The 21498-nt window shown below is 37.2% G+C and carries 27 protein-coding genes and 1 riboswitch; of the genes, 23 read left to right on the top strand and 4 right to left on the bottom strand.

All coding sequences use genetic code 11. The features are described from left to right. Positions 1–47 precede the first annotated feature (47 nt). Positions 48–200 carry a hypothetical protein gene (locus ILS93_RS20910; protein ID WP_002034624.1) on the top strand — a complete coding sequence of 51 codons (153 nt, stop codon included), beginning with the start codon at positions 48–50 and terminating at the stop codon, positions 198–200. A gap of 2 nt (positions 201–202) precedes the next feature. Then, entirely contained in the window at positions 203–328 is a 126-nt protein-coding gene (locus tag ILS93_RS28750; RefSeq protein ID WP_255290209.1) for a hypothetical protein, read from the top strand. 144 nt (positions 329–472) lie between these two features. On the opposite strand, the gene ILS93_RS20905 is transcribed toward ILS93_RS28750, so the two are convergent. After that, entirely contained in the window at positions 473–862 is a 390-nt protein-coding gene (locus ILS93_RS20905) for a hypothetical protein (RefSeq protein ID WP_088046852.1), read from the bottom strand. 152 nt (positions 863–1014) lie between these two features. On the opposite strand from ILS93_RS20905, the gene ILS93_RS20900 reads away from it, so the two are divergent. The 19 genes from ILS93_RS20900 (at position 1015) to yunB (ending at position 17663) form a co-directional block, all read left to right on the top strand. Continuing rightward, positions 1015–1404 (top strand): hypothetical protein, encoded by a 390-nt coding sequence (locus ILS93_RS20900; RefSeq protein ID WP_141530027.1) that lies wholly within the window; start codon positions 1015–1017, stop codon positions 1402–1404. A 620-nt stretch (positions 1405–2024) separates the two neighbouring features. Next, on the top strand, positions 2025–2267 hold the full coding sequence (locus tag ILS93_RS20895; protein WP_002143630.1) for a DUF3937 family protein: 243 nt from the start codon (positions 2025–2027) through the stop codon (positions 2265–2267). 526 nt (positions 2268–2793) lie between these two features. Then, on the top strand, positions 2794–3159 hold the full coding sequence (locus ILS93_RS20890; RefSeq protein ID WP_064476279.1) for an arsenate reductase family protein: 366 nt from the start codon (positions 2794–2796) through the stop codon (positions 3157–3159). A 41-nt stretch (positions 3160–3200) separates the two neighbouring features. Continuing rightward, complete coding sequence (gene gcvH, locus ILS93_RS20885; protein WP_000026896.1) at positions 3201–3584, top strand: glycine cleavage system protein GcvH; 384 nt, start codon at positions 3201–3203, stop codon at positions 3582–3584. Between the two features lie 484 nt (positions 3585–4068). Then, positions 4069–4413, top strand: a complete 345-nt coding sequence (locus tag ILS93_RS20880) for a toprim domain-containing protein (protein ID WP_000640866.1) — start codon at positions 4069–4071, stop codon at positions 4411–4413. Positions 4414–4416: 3 nt separating this feature from the next. Beyond that, positions 4417–4725 carry a thioredoxin family protein gene (locus ILS93_RS20875; RefSeq protein WP_098111107.1) on the top strand — a complete coding sequence of 103 codons (309 nt, stop codon included), beginning with the start codon at positions 4417–4419 and terminating at the stop codon, positions 4723–4725. Positions 4726–4879: 154 nt separating this feature from the next. Next, positions 4880–5224, top strand: a complete 345-nt coding sequence (locus tag ILS93_RS20870) for a hypothetical protein (RefSeq protein WP_000781217.1) — start codon at positions 4880–4882, stop codon at positions 5222–5224. 125 nt (positions 5225–5349) lie between these two features. Next, positions 5350–5457: riboswitch (SAM riboswitch) on the top strand. Between the two features lie 310 nt (positions 5458–5767). Continuing rightward, positions 5768–6793 carry a methionine ABC transporter ATP-binding protein gene (locus ILS93_RS20865; protein WP_000601756.1) on the top strand — a complete coding sequence of 342 codons (1026 nt, stop codon included), beginning with the start codon at positions 5768–5770 and terminating at the stop codon, positions 6791–6793. Then, positions 6786–7451 (top strand): methionine ABC transporter permease, encoded by a 666-nt coding sequence (locus tag ILS93_RS20860; RefSeq protein ID WP_000359328.1) that lies wholly within the window; start codon positions 6786–6788, stop codon positions 7449–7451. The genes ILS93_RS20865 and ILS93_RS20860 overlap by 8 nt, the downstream gene beginning before the upstream one ends. Before the next feature lie 23 nt (positions 7452–7474). Continuing rightward, positions 7475–8287 (top strand): methionine ABC transporter substrate-binding lipoprotein MetQ, encoded by an 813-nt coding sequence (gene metQ / locus ILS93_RS20855; RefSeq protein WP_064476282.1) that lies wholly within the window; start codon positions 7475–7477, stop codon positions 8285–8287. A gap of 73 nt (positions 8288–8360) precedes the next feature. After that, entirely contained in the window at positions 8361–9167 is an 807-nt protein-coding gene (metQ, locus tag ILS93_RS20850; protein ID WP_000722406.1) for a methionine ABC transporter substrate-binding lipoprotein MetQ, read from the top strand. Between the two features lie 238 nt (positions 9168–9405). After that, complete coding sequence (gene sufC, locus ILS93_RS20845) at positions 9406–10191, top strand: Fe-S cluster assembly ATPase SufC (protein ID WP_000929162.1); 786 nt, start codon at positions 9406–9408, stop codon at positions 10189–10191. A gap of 15 nt (positions 10192–10206) precedes the next feature. Then, positions 10207–11499, top strand: a complete 1293-nt coding sequence (sufD, locus tag ILS93_RS20840) for a Fe-S cluster assembly protein SufD (RefSeq protein ID WP_000152177.1) — start codon at positions 10207–10209, stop codon at positions 11497–11499. After that, entirely contained in the window at positions 11499–12719 is a 1221-nt protein-coding gene (gene sufS / locus ILS93_RS20835) for a cysteine desulfurase SufS (protein ID WP_001020765.1), read from the top strand. Before sufD ends, sufS begins: the two co-directional genes overlap by 1 nt. Continuing rightward, entirely contained in the window at positions 12709–13140 is a 432-nt protein-coding gene (gene sufU, locus ILS93_RS20830; RefSeq protein WP_000009525.1) for a Fe-S cluster assembly sulfur transfer protein SufU, read from the top strand. The genes sufS and sufU overlap by 11 nt, the downstream gene beginning before the upstream one ends. A gap of 48 nt (positions 13141–13188) precedes the next feature. After that, positions 13189–14586: a Fe-S cluster assembly protein SufB gene (gene sufB, locus ILS93_RS20825; RefSeq protein ID WP_001118829.1), complete on the top strand. Its 1398-nt coding sequence runs from the start codon at positions 13189–13191 to the stop codon at positions 14584–14586. Positions 14587–15094: 508 nt separating this feature from the next. Then, entirely contained in the window at positions 15095–16510 is a 1416-nt protein-coding gene (locus tag ILS93_RS20820; protein ID WP_154131837.1) for a bifunctional metallophosphatase/5'-nucleotidase, read from the top strand. A gap of 64 nt (positions 16511–16574) precedes the next feature. Then, positions 16575–16877, top strand: a complete 303-nt coding sequence (locus ILS93_RS20815; protein ID WP_000248463.1) for a YunC family protein — start codon at positions 16575–16577, stop codon at positions 16875–16877. A gap of 54 nt (positions 16878–16931) precedes the next feature. Next, the gene (yunB, locus tag ILS93_RS20810; RefSeq protein ID WP_064476285.1) at positions 16932–17663 is read left to right on the top strand and encodes a sporulation protein YunB; all 732 of its coding nucleotides are present in this window, start codon (positions 16932–16934) and stop codon (positions 17661–17663) included. Positions 17664–17699: 36 nt separating this feature from the next. On the opposite strand, the gene ILS93_RS20805 is transcribed toward yunB, so the two are convergent. After that, the gene (locus tag ILS93_RS20805; protein WP_000944679.1) at positions 17700–18683 is read right to left on the bottom strand and encodes a M23 family metallopeptidase; all 984 of its coding nucleotides are present in this window, start codon (positions 18681–18683) and stop codon (positions 17700–17702) included. Between the two features lie 189 nt (positions 18684–18872). Here ILS93_RS20805 and lipA point away from each other — a divergent pair, with 189 nt between their 5' ends. Continuing rightward, positions 18873–19769: a lipoyl synthase gene (gene lipA / locus ILS93_RS20800; RefSeq protein ID WP_000166376.1), complete on the top strand. Its 897-nt coding sequence runs from the start codon at positions 18873–18875 to the stop codon at positions 19767–19769. Between the two features lie 20 nt (positions 19770–19789). On the opposite strand, the gene ILS93_RS20795 is transcribed toward lipA, so the two are convergent. Further along, positions 19790–20269 (bottom strand): YbaK/EbsC family protein, encoded by a 480-nt coding sequence (locus tag ILS93_RS20795; RefSeq protein WP_000272726.1) that lies wholly within the window; start codon positions 20267–20269, stop codon positions 19790–19792. Between the two features lie 74 nt (positions 20270–20343). Further along, the gene (locus ILS93_RS20790) at positions 20344–20898 is read right to left on the bottom strand and encodes a histidine phosphatase family protein (protein ID WP_064469505.1); all 555 of its coding nucleotides are present in this window, start codon (positions 20896–20898) and stop codon (positions 20344–20346) included. A gap of 134 nt (positions 20899–21032) precedes the next feature. Here ILS93_RS20790 and ILS93_RS20785 point away from each other — a divergent pair, with 134 nt between their 5' ends. After that, entirely contained in the window at positions 21033–21476 is a 444-nt protein-coding gene (locus ILS93_RS20785) for a hypothetical protein (protein ID WP_222661206.1), read from the top strand. Positions 21477–21498 lie beyond the last annotated feature (22 nt).

Raw genomic sequence — 21498 nt, 5'->3', positions numbered from 1 at the left:
CCTGTAAACGAGGCTTCTTATTTTTTTATGTAGAAGCATATAACAATGTGATTGAGAAGCTCACGCAAGCTTTACAACGTATGCCAGATGCATTCGCGGCTGTAATGATACCGATTTATAATTTTATATCAGCTATTGCAGATTTAATTATAAAATTTAATAAAGCGCATCGAGTATTAGCTCGTTTTATCAAGGGATGATAATGTTAGTTCTACATCTCCCCCTTGCGATTGGTATTGGTTTGTGGGCAAGTATGCAAGCGGCTTTAGCTTCATTATGGCCAATAAGCGTTCCTGTTGAGACTGGACTTGCGGTTATGAGTGGCTAAGGTATGGTTAGTGGCGTCTGCTTGAGCAGGAATTGCAGTAGGATATTCATATGCATATAAACATGTTTATTTATATACTCGCTTACTCTTTCTATACCTCACTACATCATAACGACTATGCCATAGTTATGTAATGGATTTCTGTTAAAAATTAGTATTAAATATCTTAATTGAAGTGCACTGCATTTCTACCCATTCATTTGTTATATCTTGCTCAATTCCTTCTAAATCAATTAGTATGATACTATCGTAGATATTTAGTGTTGCTAAGTTATCCTCACTGTTATAATCTAGCTTAGCAATTACTTTAAAGCCTTTACTATTCTGAATTATTGCATTTGCATTTTTATCTGAAAAGGTTATATTTGTATTCCATATAAATTCATCATCTATATGTATTTCTACATTATAGTTTTCGTTTTTTTCTGGCTTATCCCCATCACACTCAGCGATAAATGGATTGCTATCTACTTGAACTAAAACTTTATATCCATCTAATAATTTTTCTGATATATCCACTATTTTAATATCCATTGCTTATTACTCCTTTTTATTTTTAATATGGTACTCTAACAAGGGGATTGTCAACATTCATTACGTTATTTACGGGGACAAAGATCCATTTTTCTTTATGAAAGAAAAAATGTAAATAAGAGGATATGTATTGTGAGGATAAGGGGGGAATGATGTTGAAAACTATTAAAAATACATTATTATTTGTTCTATGTTTGGTAGTTCTTAGTGGTTGTTTTACAAGAGAGGGAACGATTGTTGGTGGTAAGGTTCATGGAGGTTCAAATAGTATAGATGGAAAGTATAAAAGTTTCACAGGTTTTGCAACTCAAGATATGGATGTAAAAAAAGGTGAAAGCTGGATATTTATCTTTGATGATAAAACGAAGCAAGGAACCATAAAGGCTTATGTTTTAGATTCAAATGATAATACAATACTGGAAGTTAATAGTGGAAACAGTAAAAATAATATTAAAGTGTCTAAAGATGATACATATAAAGTTAAAATTATAACAGAAGAACATGGTGGAGAATTTGAAATATCATGGAAAAAAGAAAAGTAGTTAAGTTAATGAGTATCGGGCTATTATTATGTTCTTAGGATTCGAATACCTTCCAAAGAGATGGAGAAAAAGGAAAGTTTCAGAAAAGTTTCTGCAAGCAAAATTTGCTGATGAAGGAAAAGGGATTTTGATTATTACTTATGCTATAGATTTATATGTAATATCTATTCCTTTAAAAGTAAAGAAATATAATTCACTTTAATTTCTATTGAATATAGAAGTGATTATGCTATGAAAGTCATGTTTATGCATGGCTTTTTCTTTGCAGTAATTTCTTACCTGTCGGTTCTATCGCATCCGTTGTAGCGTTATGTGGCGGGATATTCATTATGGGTGGTAGCCAGGAAAAGGGATTTCCCCTTATTTCAAGGACTGGGATTGGCTATATAGTGGTTCAAATGATTCCGTTATTTATGCGATTAATTGTCGGTATTGCTAAAGCTATTTTGTCCTACACTTGTAGGGCTTTTTTATTAACAGTAATTCCTCAATATTCACGAAATATGCAAATGGGCATATTGTATTTATTTGGATTTTATTCATGTTAAAATTACATATAAAGATTTTTATATGTAATGAACTGAAAGCAGAAATATCCAATGAATTTTGAGAGGTGTTACATGTTTAAAAATAAGAAATTGATTCAATTTGGTCTAACATTACTTGTATGTTTATGTGTAATTGATTTTACAATCAGTTATTTTCAAGCGTATCTTGAATCAGCCGCAGGTATTAAATGGGTAATATCAGAAACTTGGAGAACTATTTTGTTAGATGCCCCTGAAAGTATATTGGTTATTTTAGGCGCAGTTGCTTTATATGATTTCACAAAAGAAACATTGCCAAAAGACGCATCACTTTAAATGCGTCTTTTTTTATTTCATTCAATTAGCAATTTCATGGATAGTAGTCTTGCTGTAAAAGCGGAATAAGAAGCCCTAATTAGGGCTTTTTTCATTGCAGTAATTTCTTCAACATCATGGAATACTCTCACTATTACGGCCAAAATCGTTAGTTCCTTTTATCTGTACGCCTTTGTCATTTAAAGTGTTTCCGGGTTCTGTGATTATAGGCTGAAATGGTTAAATAAACGTTTGTTTAAGATGTATGTTCGGTAGGGGAAAATCGATACAGCTCAAGGGCTAACAAAGAAAAAAGGGGAGTTAATCAAACGTTTGTTTAAGATATACGTTCGGCGAGGGATAAGAGAAGAATCTAAAAAATTTATATATTTATTTTTTCTTAACAAATGGCGGAAAAATAAGAAAAATTTGCAGGATTATAAAAAATTATCACGAAATAAGTAAAAGTTTAGCGAATAATCGTTTGAAATAATAAAACGTTTTCTATATGATAAAGGTAAAGGTTAGTAAAAAAGTAGGTGAATTTATGACAGTAACATTTTATTCATATCCAAAGTGTGGCACATGTCAAAAAGCAAAGAAATGGTTTGAGGCAAACGATGTAGCATATGAGATGATTCATATTGTTGAAAATCCACCGTCAAAAGAAGATTTACGTAATTTACATGAAAAAAGTGAATTACCATTAAAAAAATTCTTTAATACAAGTGGAATGCGTTACCGCGAACTTGGTCTGAAAGATAAGTTGAAAGATGCCAGTGAAGACGAAATGTACGAGCTTTTAGCATCTGATGGCATGTTGATTAAGCGTCCAATTGTAGCAGGTGGAACGAATGTAACACTTGGTTTTAACGAAGAGCAGTTTGAAAGTGTGTGGAAAAAGTACCAATAAGGTATTTTTACATAATTAATACATTCACTGGAGGTACAGTCATGAGCATTCCAAATAATTTACGTTACTCTGAAGAACACGAATGGGTAAAAACTGAAGGTAATGAAGTTGTTATCGGTATTACTCACTTTGCACAAGGTGAGCTAGGCGATATCGTATTCGTTGAACTTCCTGAAGTAGGTGCAACAATCGAAGCTGACGAGCCATTCGGAAGCGTAGAATCTGTTAAAACAGTTTCTGAATTATACGCACCTGTAAGTGGTAAAGTTGTAGCAGTAAACGAAGAATTAAGTGACCAACCAGAACTTGTTAACGAATCTCCATACGAGGGTGCATGGATGGTTAAAGTTGAACTTTCTGATGCAAGCCAAGTTGAGAAGTTATTAACTGCTGAAAAATATGCAGAAATGACAAACCAAGACTAATTATAGTCGACTAAAGGACAGCCTTTGTGCTGTCCTTTTTTATTTTGTGTTACATAATACATTTAAAATCGAGTGTAAATGAATAAGCTATTATGGGAATGAACGTTTTTCGGTAAGGTTTCATGTGGCTTCGTAATCTGAACGAGCCGCTTGCGTTTTTCATTGTCCAGCTCCACCTCCTAGCAGCTTTCGCACGAGAAGACAAAAGGCGTCTTCTGTACGAAAGAACCTTAGCCAACAGGGCTAAACAGTCGGTGCCGTTTTTCTTTATGATCCAGCTCCAGCGGCTAGAACAGTCGGTTATTTCACTCCTGAACTTGAGGCAAAAGGGGCCCCTAGTTCAGGGGTTCGGATGCCCTCTTGTTCTGAGCAAGCCGCTTCTGCTTTTCTTTTGCAAAAATAAACAGGAAACAACATGAAAATAACGAATATACTATATACTAAGTTAAAGGTTGTATAGTATATGGTGATCGGGTGATGACATATGATTTATGTAGAAAAAGTCATTATTGTAGAAGGTAAATCAGATAGAAGAAAGATTGAATCTATTATTCGTGAACCGGTGGAAATTGTTTGTACAAATGGTACAATTGGTTTATCGAAAATGGATGAGCTCATTGATCAGTTTTTTGATAAGGAAGTGTATGTACTAGTGGATGCTGATGATGCTGGAGAAAAGTTAAGGAAGCAATTTCGAAAAGAATTTCCGCAAGCAGAGCATATTTATATTGATCGCTCGTACCGAGAAGTGGCAACTGCGCCATCTTCACACTTAGCAAATGTATTATGGGGAGCTGACATTGACGTTTATACAGAATATTTACGGTAAGGAATGATAGAAGTGATTGATTGGACAGGAGCCGAAGCTACAACCCTAATAGAGAACGAAGAAAAAACAGTGTTATATGTATATACTCCAATGTGTGGAACATGCCAATTAGCAAAAAAGATGTTAACAGTCGTTGAGCTGACAATTGAAGACTTGAAAATTGGAATGTTAGATTTAAATTATGCTCCGCATTTAGCGAAAGAGTATGGAATCGAAAGTGTACCGTGTTTACTTGTTTTTGAAAAGGGGACACTCATGAAGAAGATATATGCATTTCATTCGGTTGAATATTTATATACGGAATTAAAGTAGGCGGCAAAGTTTTTGCCGCCTCGACATATTTCTCGGGAAATATGTCGAGATGCAGGGTGGTTACAGTATTTGTCGAGCGAAAGTAACAGGATTGCTCTTTAGTGAGAGGGAATGGTATGTGTAATAGAAAGTGATATGAAGGATGTGATTTAGGTTGAAATTATATTCTTTGCTGCAATCATTTGTAAATTACGCTAATGGTCAATATCATTTAGAGCCACTTTTAAGACAAGGAGAAAAAACTGTTAATTTCCGCTTTGGAGATGAAAGTTGTTCGTTACAAATTTCAAGAGATTATATAGAGCTGCTACATGAGGAAAGAGGAACGGAGCAAATCGTTTGTGTAGATGAGGAAGATGTAAAACAATTGGTGAACGGAAATGTACGATTGCAAATGTTAATGAACGATGGACGTGTACAATATTCGGGAACGTATCGAACGATGCTATTAGTTGAATCGATGTTTCACATATGTAAACCGATGTCAGTAGGTGCTTAAAATTCTGAAGTTTCATTTTTTGCGAAAATTTCTGTTGACATGGTGTGTGGATATTGATACAATTCAATTCATAAAATATAGACAATTTCATAAATTACAAATCAGACGAAAATGTAATCTGATTTCTCTTATCAAGAGAGGTGGAGGGACTGTGCCCTGTGAAGCCCGGCAACCGTCAACTTATGTTGAAATGGTGCCAATTCCTGCAAAGCAAATGCTTTGAGAGATGAGAGAGAGGGATAATGTTGTGATATACGCATATAAACCTTTCTGCTTCTCTAAAGCGGAAAGGTTTTTTTATTGTTTGAATGTGGAGGACATTCAAATAATAAAAGTAGTGATAACGGTGGACTACACGCATTAAACATAAAAAATTGCGGAGTCGATCCAAAATCTTTATGAAATCTAGCTCCAGCGGCTAGAACAGTCGGTTGTTTCATCCCTTCCTATGAGGCAAAAAGCACCTCTACGTCAGGGATTCCAACGCCCTCTTGTTCTAAACAAGCCGTTTGCGCTTTTTAATTAAAAAAGGGGTGATACATCATGATTCTATTAGAGAATGTAAAAAAAATATATAAAGCAAAAAGCGGTGATGTCACTGCTGTAGATAATGCCAATTTAAAAATAGACAAAGGTGAAATATTTGGTGTTATCGGATATAGTGGCGCTGGGAAAAGTTCTTTAATCAGATTATTCAATCAGTTAGAGAAACCAACTTCTGGCCAAATTACAATTGCAAATCGTGTGATTTCAGCAATTACAGGGAGTGAACTTCGTAAGGCAAGGCAAGAAATCGGAATGATTTTTCAGCACTTCAACTTACTTTGGTCACGAACTGTACGCGAGAATATCGAGTTCCCACTTGAAATTGCAGGTGTTGATAAGGCGAAGAGAAGAAAACGCGTAGATGAGTTAATTCATCTTGTTGGATTAGAAGGAAGAGGAGACGCGTATCCATCTCAGCTGAGCGGAGGACAAAAGCAACGCGTTGGTATTGCAAGAGCATTGGCTAACAACCCACAAGTGCTTTTATGTGATGAAGCGACATCAGCTCTTGATCCAGAAACGACAGATCAAATTTTAGATTTATTATTAGATATTAATAAGCGTCTCGGTTTAACAATTGTACTCATTACACACGAGATGCACGTGATTCGAAAAATTTGTAATCGAGTGGCGGTAATGGAGAAAGGAAAGATTGTAGAAACGGGTCCAGTACTTGATGTATTCCGCAATCCGCAGAAAGACATTACGAAACGATTTGTACAGCAGTTAACGGATTCTGAAGATACAAATGAAACGATTGAAAGTTTAATTGAAAAGTATCCAGATGGTAAAGTAGTTCGTTTGCAGTTTATCGGCGAGGCAGTAGAAAGACCGGTGCTTCAAAGATTGATGCAACGCAGTGATATAGAAGTTAGCATTTTGCAAGGAAATATCGCACAAACGAATAACGGCTCTTACGGTAGTTTAGTTGTTCATTTAAATGGTGAGGAAACAGCGATTCAGCAAGCAATAGAGGGAATACATCAAGATCAAGTAGAGCTGGAGGTGATTGCACATGGATAAGTTAATTGCAAATGTTGATTGGAATCAAATGTTAGAAGCAACTGGTGAAACGTTATATATGACGGCAATCGCAGCTCTTGCCACATTTGTATTAGGACTAATTTTAGGATTGTTACTCTTTATGACAGCGAAAGATAATTTATGGGAAAACAAAGCGGTTAACACGGGGATTGGAGCGTTCGTAAACATTTTCCGCTCGATACCGTTCATCATTTTAATCATTTTATTAATCCCATTCACAAAGATTCTGCTTGGAACAATTCTTGGAGCGAGTGCAGCACTTCCAGCTTTAATTATTGGAGCGGCACCATTTTACGCGAGAATGGTTGAAATTGCGCTTCGTGAAATTGATAAAGGTGTAATTGAAGCTTCGAAAGCAATGGGAGCAAAAACAAGCACAATTATTTTGAAAGTTTTAATTCCAGAATCGTTACCAGCATTAGTATCTGGTATCACGGTTACGACAATTGCTTTAGTAGGCTATACAGCAATGGCGGGAGTTGTTGGTGCTGGTGGCCTTGGAACACTTGCTTATTTAGAAGGATTCCAACGAGGAAATAACGATGTAACAATCGTTGCGACAATTTGTGTATTATTAGTTGTATTTTTCATTCAGTGGATTGGTGATAGTTTAACGACTCGAATAGATAAACGATAATAAAAAATGGGAGGATATTTCAAATGAAAAAATTATTACTTACAGCACTTATTTCAACTTCAATTTTTGGGTTAGCTGCTTGTGGCGGGAAAGATAAAGATGAAAAGAAACTTGTTGTTGGTGCTTCTAACGTACCGCACGCTGAAATTTTAGAAAAGGCAAAACCGTTACTTGAGAAAAAAGGAATTGAATTAGAAGTGAAAAAGTTCCAAGATTACGTGTTACCAAATAAATCGTTAGCGGATAAGGATTTAGATGCAAACTACTTCCAGCACATTCCGTATTTAGAAAAAGAAATGAAAGATAAAAAATATGATTTTGAAATAGCAGGGAAAATTCATTTAGAGCCAATCGGTGTATATTCTCAAAAATATAAGAGCTTAAAAGAACTTCCAGACGGGGCGACAATTATTATGAGTAATTCCGTTACTGACCATGGACGTGGTTTAGCAATTTTACAAAAAGGAGGCATTTTAAAAATTAAAGACGGAGTAGATCCAGTTAGTGCAACTCCAAAAGATATTGCAGATAATCCGAAAAACTTAAAGTTCAAAACAGATATTGAGCCTGGTTTATTACCGCAAGTGTATAACAACAAAGAGGGCGACGCTGTTTTAATTAACTCGAACTATGCAATTGATGCGAAATTAAATCCAGAAAAAGATGCAATTGCAATTGAAGGTGATGATTCTCCATACGCAAACGTAGTAGCTGTTCGTAAAGGTGATAAAGATAAAAAAGCGATTAAAGCTCTTGTAGAAGTACTACATTCTAAAGAAATTGAAGACTTTATTACTAAAGAATATAAAGGCGCGGTTGTTCCTGTAAAAGAATAATTGCTAAAAAAGGGCTGGTGTACGCCGGTCTTTTTTTATAACTACATAACTATAAGGGAGAAGGGGATATCATATGAAAAAGATTCTATTGTCAGTTGTTACAGCGCTGTCTGTATTTACATTAGCTGCTTGCGGGGGGAAAGAGGAGAATAAGCTTGTTGTTGGAGCTTCTAATGTGCCGCACGCTGTTATTTTAGAAAAGGCACAGCCGATATTAGAGAAAAAGGGCATTAAATTAGAAATTAAAAAATTCCAAGATTATGTGTTGCCGAATAAAGCGTTAGCGGATAAGGAAATTGATGCGAACTACTTCCAGCACATTCCTTACTTAGATAAAGAAATTCAAGAAAAGGGATATAAAATTGTAAACGCAGGAAAAATCCATTTAGAGCCAATGGGCATTTATTCTAAGAAATATAAAAGTTTAAAAGAACTTCCAGATGGCGGAACAGTTATTATGAGTAACAACGTAGCGGAGCGTGGCCGTATGCTCGCATTGTTACAAAAAGGCGGCGTTATTAAATTAAAAGACGGTGTAGATGTTGTGAAAGCAACAGTAAAAGATGTTGTAGAAAATCCGAAAAACTTAAAGTTTAAAACAGATGTAGAGCCTGGATTGTCACCAAAGCTGTATGAAAATAATGAAGGCGATGCTTTATTCATTAATTCAAACTATGCAATTGATGCGAAGTTAAATCCAACAAAGGATGCAATTGCAATTGAAGGATCAGACTCTCCGTACGCAAATATTATTGCAGTTCGTAAAGGTGACGAGAAGAAAAAAGAAATTAAAGAATTAGTAGAAGTACTGCATTCAAAAGAAATCCAAGACTTTATTAATAAAGAATATAAAGGTGCTGTACTTCCGGTAAGTGAATAAACACAAGGAAAGGACTGGAAAATTCCCAGTCCTTTTTTCTTTATATAAATAAGAAGAAAGGTGTATCATATAAGGATGCAAGGGAAATACTTATATACATTTGTGAAAAAATTGTTACTTTTTTTCGTCGTTTGCGATATCATTTTATTTGATATAAGATTAGAATGAGAATAAAATGAGAATATGAACGTTTTAGGAATTTTTAAAATGTATATATAGGATTAATGGAGGTATTGAGATGGCTGGTTCTACATTAACGGTTAAAGACTTACACGTATCAATTGATGGCAAAGAAATTTTAAAAGGTGTAAACCTTGAAGTAAAAGGTGGAGAAATCCACGCAATTATGGGACCTAACGGAACAGGTAAATCAACTTTATCTTCTGCGATTATGGGTCACCCAAAGTATGAAGTAACAGAAGGTAGCATCATCATCGACGGTGAAGATGTATTAGAAATGGAAGTAGATGAGCGCGCACAAGCCGGTCTATTCCTAGCAATGCAATATCCAAGTGAAATTAGCGGAGTAACAAACGCTGACTTCTTACGTTCTGCAATTAACGCACGTCGTGAAGAAGGCGATGAAATTTCTCTTATGAAATTTATCCGTACATTAGATAAAAACATGGAATTCCTAGAAATGGATCCAGAAATGGCACAACGTTATTTAAATGAAGGTTTCTCTGGTGGAGAGAAAAAACGTAACGAAATTCTTCAATTAATGATGATTGAGCCAAAAATCGCAATCTTAGATGAAATCGACTCAGGTCTTGATATCGATGCATTAAAAGTTGTATCTAAAGGTATTAACCAAATGCGCGGCGAAGAGTTCGGTTGCCTAATGATTACGCATTACCAACGTTTATTAAACTACATCACTCCAGACTTCGTTCACGTTATGATGAACGGTCGTATCGTTAAATCTGGTGGCCCTGAGCTTGCACAACGTCTAGAAGCTGAAGGTTACGACTGGATTAAAAAAGAATTAGGTATTGAAGACGAAACAGCAGAGCAAGAAGCGTAAGAGAGGAGCATAAACATGACAATCGGTACATTACCTTTCGATCAAGAAACAATCCGTCAGCGCGCAAGCGAAGTAAACGAAGCTGCTTGGTTGACTGAGTTCCGCTTACAAGCTCTTGCACAAGCAACTGAACTTCCAATGCCAACGCCTGATAAAACGAAAATTGAAAAATGGGACTTTATCGGAAAAGGCGACGCTGCTAAGCAAGAGCCTGTAAGTTCTTTAACAGAGCTTCCAGAAGCAGTGAAAAACTTAATCGATGAAAATAACAGTGTATTAGTACAACGTACTGGTACAACTGCATTCGTTTCTTTAGCAGACGAAGCAAAAGAAAAAGGTGTTATTTTTACAGACATCGTAACAGCTGCAACAGAGCATGCTGAATTATTACAAAAGTATTTAATGAAAGACGGCGTGAAGGTAGACGAGCATCGTTTAACTGCACTTCATGCTGCATTAATCAACGGCGGTGCATTTGTATATGTTCCGAAAAACGTTGTTCTTGAAACTCCACTTCAAGCTGTATTCTTAGTAGACGGCGAAGAAGCTAACGTATATAACCACGTATTATTCGTGGCTGATGCGAACAGTACTGCAACTTATGTAGAAAACTACGTTGCAAATGAAAATGCTAAAGGTATTGCAAATATCGTAGCAGAAGTAATCGTGGAACAAGGCGCACAAGTGAAGTTCGGTGCGGTTGATCTATTAGCAAAAGATGTAACAACTTACGTTAACCGCCGCGGTGTAGTTGGACGCGACGGCCGCATTGATTGGGCTCTAGGCCTTATGAATGACGGAAACACAATTTCAGAGAACGTTACGAACTTAATGGGCGACGGTTCATATGCTGATACGAAAACAGTAACAATTGGCCGTGGTAACCAAACGCAAAACTTTACAACTAAAGTTGTTCACTTCGGTAAACACTCTGAAGGTTGGATTTTAAAACACGGTGTACAAAAAGATAGTGCAACATCTATCTTTAACGGAATTGGTAAGATTGAACACGGTGCATCTAAATCAAATGCACAACAATCTTCTCGCGTTCTTATGTTAGATGAAAAAGCTCGCGGTGATGCAAACCCAATTCTTTTAATCGACGAAGATGATGTAATGGCAGGTCACGCAGCTTCAGTAGGCCGCGTAGATCCGTACCAATTATACTACTTGATGAGCCGTGGTATTCCAAAACGCGAAGCAGAACGTTTAGTCATCCATGGATTTTTAGCACCTGTAGTAAATGAGCTTCCAATTGAAGGAGTAAAAGCACAGCTTGTTGAGGTAATTGAAAGGAAAGTTCGCTAATGAATATTCATGAAATACGCAAACAGTTTCCAATTCTTGATCAAAAAGTGAACGGCAAACAACTTGTATATTTCGATAGTGCAGCAACTTCTCAAAAACCAATTCAAGTAATTGAAACGTTAGAACGTTACTATAAAGAATATAATTCTAACGTGCATCGCGGTGTTCATACGCTCGGTACGAAAGCTACCGACGCGTATGAAGGTGCACGCGAGAAAGTTCGCAAGTTTATTAACGCGAAATCAATGGAAGAGATTATTTTCACGCGCGGAACGACAACTGCATTAAATACAGTAGCGGCTAGCTATGGTCTTGAAAATGTAAAAGAAGGCGATGAAATCGTTATTTCTTACATGGAGCACCATAGTAACATCATTCCGTGGCAACAAGTTGCGAAGAAAACTGGTGCAACTTTAAAATACCTTCCGCTTCAACCAGACGGTACAATTTCTTTAGAAGATGTTCGTCAAACAGTTACACCGAATACAAAAATCGTTTCTATTATGCAAGTATCAAACGTACTTGGAACGATTAACCCTGTAAAAGAAATCGGAGCAATCGCACACGAAAACGGTGCAATCATGATCGTTGATGGAGCACAAAGTGCACCTCATATGAAAGTGGATGTACAAGATTTAAACTGTGATTTCTACGCATTATCTGCTCATAAGATGTGCGGACCTACAGGTATCGGCGTATTATATGGTAAAAAAGAATTGCTGAACAATATGGAGCCAATTGAATTTGGCGGTGAAATGATTGATTTCGTAGATTTACAAGAATCTACTTGGAAAGAGCTTCCGTGGAAGTTTGAAGCAGGTACACCGATTATCGGTAATGCAATCGGACTTGGTGCGGCAATTGATTTCCTAGAAGAAATCGGTCTTCATAATATTGAAAAGCATGAACATGAATTAGCGCAATATGCTTTAGAAAGACTATCAGAAGTAGATGGCGTTACAATTTATGGTCCAAAGCATCGCGCTGGTCTTGTTACATTTAATATTGAAGACGTACATCCTCATGATGTAGCAACTGTATTAGATGTAGAAGGCATTGCGGTTCGCGCAGGACACCACTGTGCACAACCGCTTATGAAGTGGCTGAAAGCTTCTTCTACAGCACGTGCGAGCTTCTATTTATATAATACAAAAGAAGAAATTGATACATTTGTTGAATCGCTAATCAAGACAAAGGAGTATTTCACAAATGTCATTTAATAATTTAGATACGTTATACCGTCAAGTTATTATGGATCATTATAAGAATCCTCGTAACAATGGCGTGTTAGAAGATAGTGTTACTGTTAACTTGAACAATCCAACTTGCGGCGATCGTATTCAACTTACGATGAAAGTAGAAGAAGGTATTGTGCAAGAGGCGAAGTTTGAAGGAGAAGGATGTTCTATCTCAATGTCTTCAGCTTCGATGATGACACAAGCAGTAAAAGGTAAGAAAATTGAAGAGGCACTTCAGCTTTCTAAAATTTTCTCTGACATGATGCTAGGAAAAGAGTACGATGACAGCATTGATTTAGGAGATATTGAAGCATTACAAGGCGTATGCAAGTTCCCTGCACGTATTAAATGTGCAACATTAGCGTGGAAAGCGTTAGAAAAGGGCTTAAACGAAGATAAGTAATGTTAAAGGTTCCTAAAAACGAGGTTATCTAAGGAGGGACACACCAACATGGCGAAGCAACTGCCAGATATCGGCGATTATAAATATGGTTTCAAAGACAAAGACGTTTCGATTTTCCGTGCTGGACGCGGTTTAACAAAAGAAATCGTTGAAGAGATTTCACGTATGAAAGAAGAACCACAGTGGATGTTAGACTTCCGTTTAAAATCACTGGATAAGTTCTATGAAATGCCAATGCCACAATGGGGCGGCGACTTAAACGACTTAGATTTCGATGAAATTACGTACTACGTAAAACCATCTGAGAAATCTGAGAAGTCTTGGGATGAAGTACCTGAGGAAATTAAAGCGACATTTGATAAATTAGGTATTCCTGAAGCGGAGCAAAAATATTTAGCTGGTGTATCTGCACAGTACGAATCTGAAGTTGTATACCACAACATGAAAGAAGACCTAGAAGCTCTAGGAATCGTCTTCAAAGATACAGATAGCGCATTAAAAGAGAACGAAGATATTTTCCGTGAGCATTTCGGAAAAGTAATCCCACCAACAGACAACAAATTCTCTGCATTAAACTCTGCAGTTTGGTCTGGTGGATCATTCATCTACGTTCCAAAAGGTATTAAAGTGGATACACCACTTCAAGCGTACTTCCGTATTAACTCTGAAAATATGGGACAATTCGAGCGTACGCTTATCATCGTAGACGAAGGCGCACACGTACACTACGTAGAAGGTTGTACAGCACCTGTTTACACGACTAACTCACTTCACAGTGCGGTAGTAGAAATCATCATTAAGAAAGATGCATATTGCCGTTATACAACAATCCAAAACTGGGCGAACAACGTATACAACCTAGTTACAAAACGTGCGGTTTGTGAAGAAAACGCAACGATGGAATGGATTGACGGTAACATCGGATCTAAATTAACGATGAAATACCCAGCAGTTATCTTAAAAGGCGAAGGCGCTCGTGGTTTAACATTATCTATCGCGATTGCTGGTAAAGGCCAACACCAAGATGCTGGTGCAAAAATGATTCACTTAGCACCAAACACGTCTTCAACAATCGTTTCTAAATCGATTGCGAAGCATGGTGGTAAAGTAACTTACCGTGGTATCGTACAATTCGGACCAAAAGCGAAAAACTCTCGCTCTAACATCGAGTGTGACACGTTAATCATGGATAACCAATCTACATCTGATACAATTCCTTACAACGAAATCAAAAACGATTACGTTTCACTTGAACACGAAGCGAAAGTATCGAAAGTATCAGAAGAACAATTATTCTACCTAATGAGCCGCGGTATTTCTGAGCAAGAAGCTACAGAAATGATCGTAATGGGCTTCATTGAGCCATTCACACGTGAACTTCCAATGGAATACGCAGTTGAAATGAACCGCCTAATCAAGTTTGAGATGGAAGGTTCTATTGGTTAATAGATAAAGTGGAAGCGCCCTGCAATGCAGGGCGCTTTTTTATGTTGTGCTGGGGTCTATTCAGTTCAGTCCAGGTAGGGATACCTGGGTGGATGTTCGGTTAAATATATCAACGATTTTTTAAATATATCGATCATAACTCGGAATATATCGACGATTCGACAAAGTAAGACAAAAGAAATTCTTCATATACCCCGCAACATTTTATATGAAAAGAGAACAACTGGAAGTAAGGCAAAGATATTGATAAACCCACTGGATAATCCAATCGCCCCCGACCTACCGAACTCTCTGTTAAACTTTTTGACAAATTCCCCGAACCCCAACCCAACCATCTAGAATCCTTCCAAACAATAGAAAAAGTTTTCATATCAAAAAGGGCAATCTTTTGCTTTTTCTCACAATGCGAGTACAATGTAAAATAGCAAGAAAAGACGAAAAGTATTTACAGGATTATTGCGTACGTGTAGCGTAAATGGCAGTAAGGAACTGAGAGGAGGTTTTTTCTCTGAATATAAATAAAGAAACAATCATCCACCTTTATCATACAAACGATATACATAGTCATTTTGAAAATTGGCCGCAAATTTCTCGGTTTGTACAAGGGGAGAAAAAGCGAAGACAGGAAGCGGGAGAGACCGTTTTGACGGCTGATATCGGCGATCATGTGGATCGTTTTCATAGTATTTCGGAAGCGACGAATGGACTTGGCAATACGAAGCTTTTGAATGAGGCGTTATATGATTATGTAACAATCGGAAATAATGAAGGAATTACGTTAGCGAAGGAGCATTTGAATCGTCTATATGATGATGCTGGATTTGAGGTGCTCGTTGCGAATTTATTTGAAAAAGAAGGTGTACGTCCGGAGTGGGCAAAGCCTTATAAATTACATACAACGACAGATGGGATTACGATTGCCTTTATCGGGTTAACGGTAGCTTATCCAGAGTTTTATCATATGCTCGATTGGCATATTGAAGATCCACTTATCCATTTAGAGTCTATTTTAGAAGAAGTGCGAGATGAGGCTCATATTACGGTTGTCCTTTCTCATCTTGGAAAAAGCATGGATGAGTATATGGCAGAGCATTATGATATAGATGTTATTTTAGGTGCACATACGCACCATTTATTTGAGCGTGGAGTTCTCATGAATAATACTTTACTTTGTTGTTGTGAAAAGTGGGGACGTTACGTTGGGCACGTTCAGCTTACTGTGGATAAAGAGACGAAGAAGTTATTGAAAAAGGACGGTAGGGCGATTAAAACAGAACGTTTAGGTGCTTATAACAAACCGTTATCCACAATTGAAATGCTGCAGGAAGAAAGTAAACATATTATGGCAGAGCCTGTCGTTCATTTAAAGGAATCATTACCGATCGATTGGTTTCATGAGACATCATTTTCTCACATGTTAGCAAATGCGCTGAAAACGTGGTGCGATGCAGAGATTGGCATGGTGAACGCTGGTGTACTTCTTGAAGGATTAGAAGAAGGTGTTGTGACGCGCGGAGATATTCACAGAATTTGTCCACATCCAATTAATCCATGTTTATTAAAAGTGCCAGGAAAAACGTTACGAGAAGTTATTTTGAAAGCGCGTCGCCCGAATATGGAGAACCTTGAGGTAAAAGGATTCGGATTTCGCGGAAAAGTGATGGGAAAAATGATTTATGCTGGTGTAGAGGTCATTCCAGATACGATTCCTGGGAATAAAATTTTACTCGAAGATGTATTGATTAACGGGGAATCGCTGGAATTAGATCGTATATATACGGTAGGAACGATTGATATGTTTACGTTCGGATACTTATACCCAGAGCTATCCACACTTTCTGACAAACAATATTATATGCCAGAGTTACTCAGAGATGTGTTAACAGACGTGTTGATAACTCATACATCTTCCGTCAAACTATAGGCTAGTTACTTGTAACACTCATTTTTCTCTTGTCATACAGATAAGAAAGAGAGGAGTGTGAACTATGGTTAATGTGGAGCCAATTATAATTGATAATTATACGTTTATTGCGGTTAGCGTCAAACTTCCAAAGACAAATTTGCTAGCTGTAATGAGCGATAAAGGATATATTATGTGCGGTGCATTAGATGTAGGTCTTTTAAATGAGAAGTTAGGGGATCGAGGAATTATTGCTGGCCGTGCGGTTGGTGTAAGAACGATTGAACAGCTTCTTGAAGCACCGCTAGAATCAGTAACGATTGAAGCCGAAGCTTTAGGTATTACGGCAGGCACAATCGGAAAAGAAGCATTATTAAAAATGAGATAAGCATATATCGTCCCTCCTTCTTGCATAGAAATGATATAAGAAGGAGGTTTTTTTATGAGTATATTTCGTTCGAAAAATTCGCGGTTTCGAAGGGGGCCTATTTCCTTTCGGTACATACTGCTTATGTCGTTTATTCTTTTTGTCATATTACTCGTGCAAGGATTATGGATTGTGAATAGTAGCATTCAGCCAACATTACTTAAATATGGAGAAGTAGAGACGCATAAAATGGCGACAGCGATTATGACAAAGGCGGTAAAAGATAGAATTAATGAAGGATTCGATGTCGATTCATTAATGAAAGTACAAAATGATAAAAACGGGAAAGTATCCACAATTAATTTAAATACGAAGCAAGTAAATGAAATCGTAACATCAACGACCACATACATAGAAAAATATTTACAGCAAGTAGAACAAGGTGATTTGAAGGGGCTAGGTATTTCTGAAAAAAATGGAGCAACGATGGCAGTTCCTTTTGGTCGTGTAACGGATAATGCGCTTCTTGGAAATATAGGTCCCGATATTCCAATCGATTTCACGACGATTGGTCATGTGAATACGGATATTAAACAAAAAATTGAACCGCACGGAATCAATACGACAGCGATTCAAATTATTATGGAGATGGAAGTCACGTTGCAAGTGATTATTCCATTTCATACGAAAGAAATAACAGTGAAGCAAGACGTTCCGATTGCAACGCGCATTGTTCAAGGGGAAGTACCTACTTATTATGGAAGCGGGAGTGTTGTTGTACCTGATAAAAAGAAAACGGATAGTTAGCCGAATTAAAAAAATAACCGTAGCATATTGCTACGGTTATCGCTTTGTATTCGCGCGTTCTTTTCGCTCCCAAAGACTTAAATGCATATATGGATCGAAAGCCCATTCTGTATAACCATTGTCTTTATACATGCCGAAATGTAGGTGGGGCGGGAATTTTCCAGCTGTGCCGGGAGGGCCGTAACCGGTGCTACCGACAAATCCGATTACTTTTCCGGGCTCAACAATTTGTCCAAGCTGTATTTCCTTTGAGAATCCGCCTAAATGAGCGTAATAATGGTAGTTATTATGAAGGTCACGAATGCCGATGCGCCATCCGCCAAGACGGTTCCAGCCTTTTGTTTCAATAATGCCATAGCAAGTGGATCTTACTGGTACGCCGTAGCCTGCAAAAATATCGGTTCCTTCATGAACTCTCCTTCCCCCGAAACTTCTTCCAGCACCGAAAGTACTACGGTAGCTATGATCACTACGAATCGGGAGAGGGAAAGCATTTCCTTCTAAATTAATACGTCCATAATGTTTATAAATACGGGCGTATTCGGTAATTAATTCAACTGTTTTCGCACGTCTATAATATTCCCAAAGCATAATGTGAATACGGTCTTCGGACGGTCCTTGTTTCTTTAAAATCGTTGCTGCTGTATGCAAAAGATCACGGTCGTTATTTGCATTTGCAAATCCATCTTTGTCACCATCTAAACCCATCCCGCCAAATAGAGAAATTGTATGGGGAAGAGTGTCGTTAATATTAACGGGTCCAGCCCATATTTCTGGTTTGAAATAAAGGGAAATGATGGCATCTGGTTTTTTCGGAATATCTTTTCTTACGCTCCGTATATTTCTTTCATATTGATCCATTGCAGCTAAGTAATACCACGGAATGCCTGAAGATTGCTCGGTTTCTTTATATAGTGCCATGCGCTTTTCGTATATGCTTTGCTGATTATCTTCACCGTAAGCGATGTTTTGGTGGAGAAGAAAGCAAATCGAAAGCAAAAGAGAAATTTTTCGAAGCATGAAATAGACTCCTTTCACAACATCACTCTTTTTAGTGTGGGATATACGGAGTATTTCATTATAGGGAACGATTGGAAAAAATCTTAGAATCTTCATTTGAGCAAATCGCTTTCATACGTTAGAATAGATATGTTACATTGAAAGAAGCGAACACGGTAAACTATTTCATATTGTGCGGAGTTGATAACCATGACAAAACAAACAGAATATAAGCGCAAGCCCGAATGGTTGAAAATTAAGTTAAACACGAATGAAAACTATACAGGCTTAAAGAAAATGATGCGTTCTAAGAATCTTCATACAGTTTGTGAAGAAGCGAAATGTCCGAATATTCATGAATGCTGGGCTGTAAGGAAAACAGCAACATTTATGATCTTAGGTGCGGTTTGTACACGTGCTTGTCGTTTTTGTGCGGTTAAAACAGGCTTACCAACTGAGCTTGATTTACAAGAGCCAGAACGCGTAGCAGATTCTGTAGTACAAATGGGCTTAAAGCACGTTGTTATAACAGCGGTTGCACGTGATGATTTAAAGGACGGCGGAGCAGCTGTTTTTGCTGAAACAGTACGCGCTGTTCGTCGCAAAAACCCATTTACGTCAATCGAAGTATTACCATCTGATATGGGTGGAGTAGAAGAAAACTTAAAAATGTTAATGGATGCAAAACCAGATATTTTAAACCATAACATTGAAACAGTACGTCGATTATCTAACCGAGTTCGCGCTAGAGCAAAATATGACCGTTCATTAGAGTTTTTACGTCGAGCGAAAGAAATGCAGCCTGATATTCCAACTAAATCGAGCATTATGGTGGGCTTAGGTGAAACGAGAGAAGATTTAATTGAAGCAATGGATGACTTACGTGCAAACAATGTGGATATTTTAACTCTTGGACAATACCTACAACCATCTAAGAAGCATTTACCAGTTCTTAAATATTACCCACCAGCAGAATTTGCAGAGCTTAAAGAAATTGCACTTAGCAAAGGATTTAGTCACTGTGAAGCTGGCCCACTTGTACGTTCTTCTTACCATGCGGACGAGCAAGTTCGTTCTGCAAAAGAAAAAGTAGCAGAAGCAAAATAATGACAAAAGAGAGCTAATGATTAGCTCTCTTTTTGTTTATATTCTAAAACAGTATTTGGGCATGTTAATAAGATTTTCTTTAATTCCTCTGTGGATAATTCAATTGTAAATTCAGGTACACCAGGTGTAATTAAAATTTTATCGTAAGCATAAATAGCACTATCCACAATAATCGTTACATGTTGTGAATAACCGAAAGGAGCTACACATCCTGGCGTACAGCCTGTTTCTTCTCTTAGCTCATCAGGAGAACAGAGAGATAAGCTTTCTCCAGTTATTTCTTTCATCTCTCCTCGGTTGAGCCTTGTGCCCTCTAACGTGAAAAATACGTAATAATCTCCAGACTTTGATTTTAAAAATAAGCTTTTACTTGGAGTGCCGTGTAAGCCAAGCCTTTCACGTACGATACGATCTGTTTCATAATCGAGTACTGGTTCGTGTTCAAACTTTTCGTAAGAAGCATTTGTTTTATGTAGTAAAGCAAGTACATCTTCGTACATATGGAGTGATACCCCTTTCTATTGTTAGTACAGTTTCTTCTCGTGGCGTCAACTGAATGTGTTGGAAAGAGATATTACTTGGACGGTGCTCCCCATAATCGTTTTAGGATACATTGTTTATCGAGTGTAATTTCGTAAATATCAGGATTCGTTAAAGCTCTCCATTCAATAAAGCCGATCGTATGATCAAAGTGCTTTAAAATGAGCGTGAGTAAGTTGCCGTGTGTAACGAGTAGTGTTGTAGTATGGTTTAACTTTAAAACGTCTTGGATAAGTGATATAGCTCGATCCGTCGCTTGTTTTGTAGACTCTCCGCCTGAAAAGGCAATATCTATATTTGTAAAAGTAGATTCTAGTTTTTGCAACCAATCATCCATTGGAACGTCGCTTAATATGCGTTCAGCTAATCGTTCATCTTCTTGGATAGACAAGTTAGCTTGAAGCGCATAGGGCCGAATAGAATCGATAGCTCGCACAAATGGGCTTGAAATAATATGATCTATTTGTGGTTGGTTTTCTAAGAGGAATGTAGCAAGAGTGTTTGCTTGATTTTTTCCTGCAATCGTTAATTCGGCATCACGTTCTTGTCCAGTTGCTGAACAATGTCGTATTACAATCAATTTCTTCATAATTCATCCCCATCTTTCAAGTTGACGCTATATACTTCGACAAATGTGGAAAAAATTCCTTTTTATTGGAAACGGCATATTGATCTAAATATGTGGAAAAGTAATGTGGATAAATGAATATTTGAGGTGTAATGATGAAAAAAATGATATGTATTATATTCGGTCTTTGTTTTTTTATACACTTGTCCACAACATATGCAGAATCGAATGCAAAATTAAATTATCCGAGCAATCGAAATAAATCGTTTGTGAGTGAGGATGTGTTTTACGAACAGTTAGATAAGAAAATCTATAAAGAATACAACAATGCAGCATATAGTGTTCGGAAAAAGATTTTATTTAAAGAAGTGCCCGATGAAGAATTTTCTTTCAGGCAAAAAACAGCCGTGGGTTGCCGGGGTGAAGTGGTGCTTCAAGATATTTTTATTCACCCTGATCGCCAAGTTTATTTTTTCGCTTCCTTTTCTCAAAATGAAGTAGACGAATTTCATAAGTACATTGTTATAGATGCAGAAACAAAGAAGGAGCTGCGAGAGGGCAAAAGTTATCATCATTACGATAATCCATATAAAAAATAACCCACCAACTGGTGGGTTATTT

It is taken from the genome of Bacillus sp. 16GRE42 (genome assembly GCF_019837435.1).
Lineage (GTDB): Bacteria > Bacillota > Bacilli > Bacillales > Bacillaceae_G > Bacillus_A > Bacillus_A wiedmannii.
The sequence above is the reverse complement of the archived record's forward strand: the minus strand, read 5'-3'. Positions and strand labels throughout refer to the sequence as shown.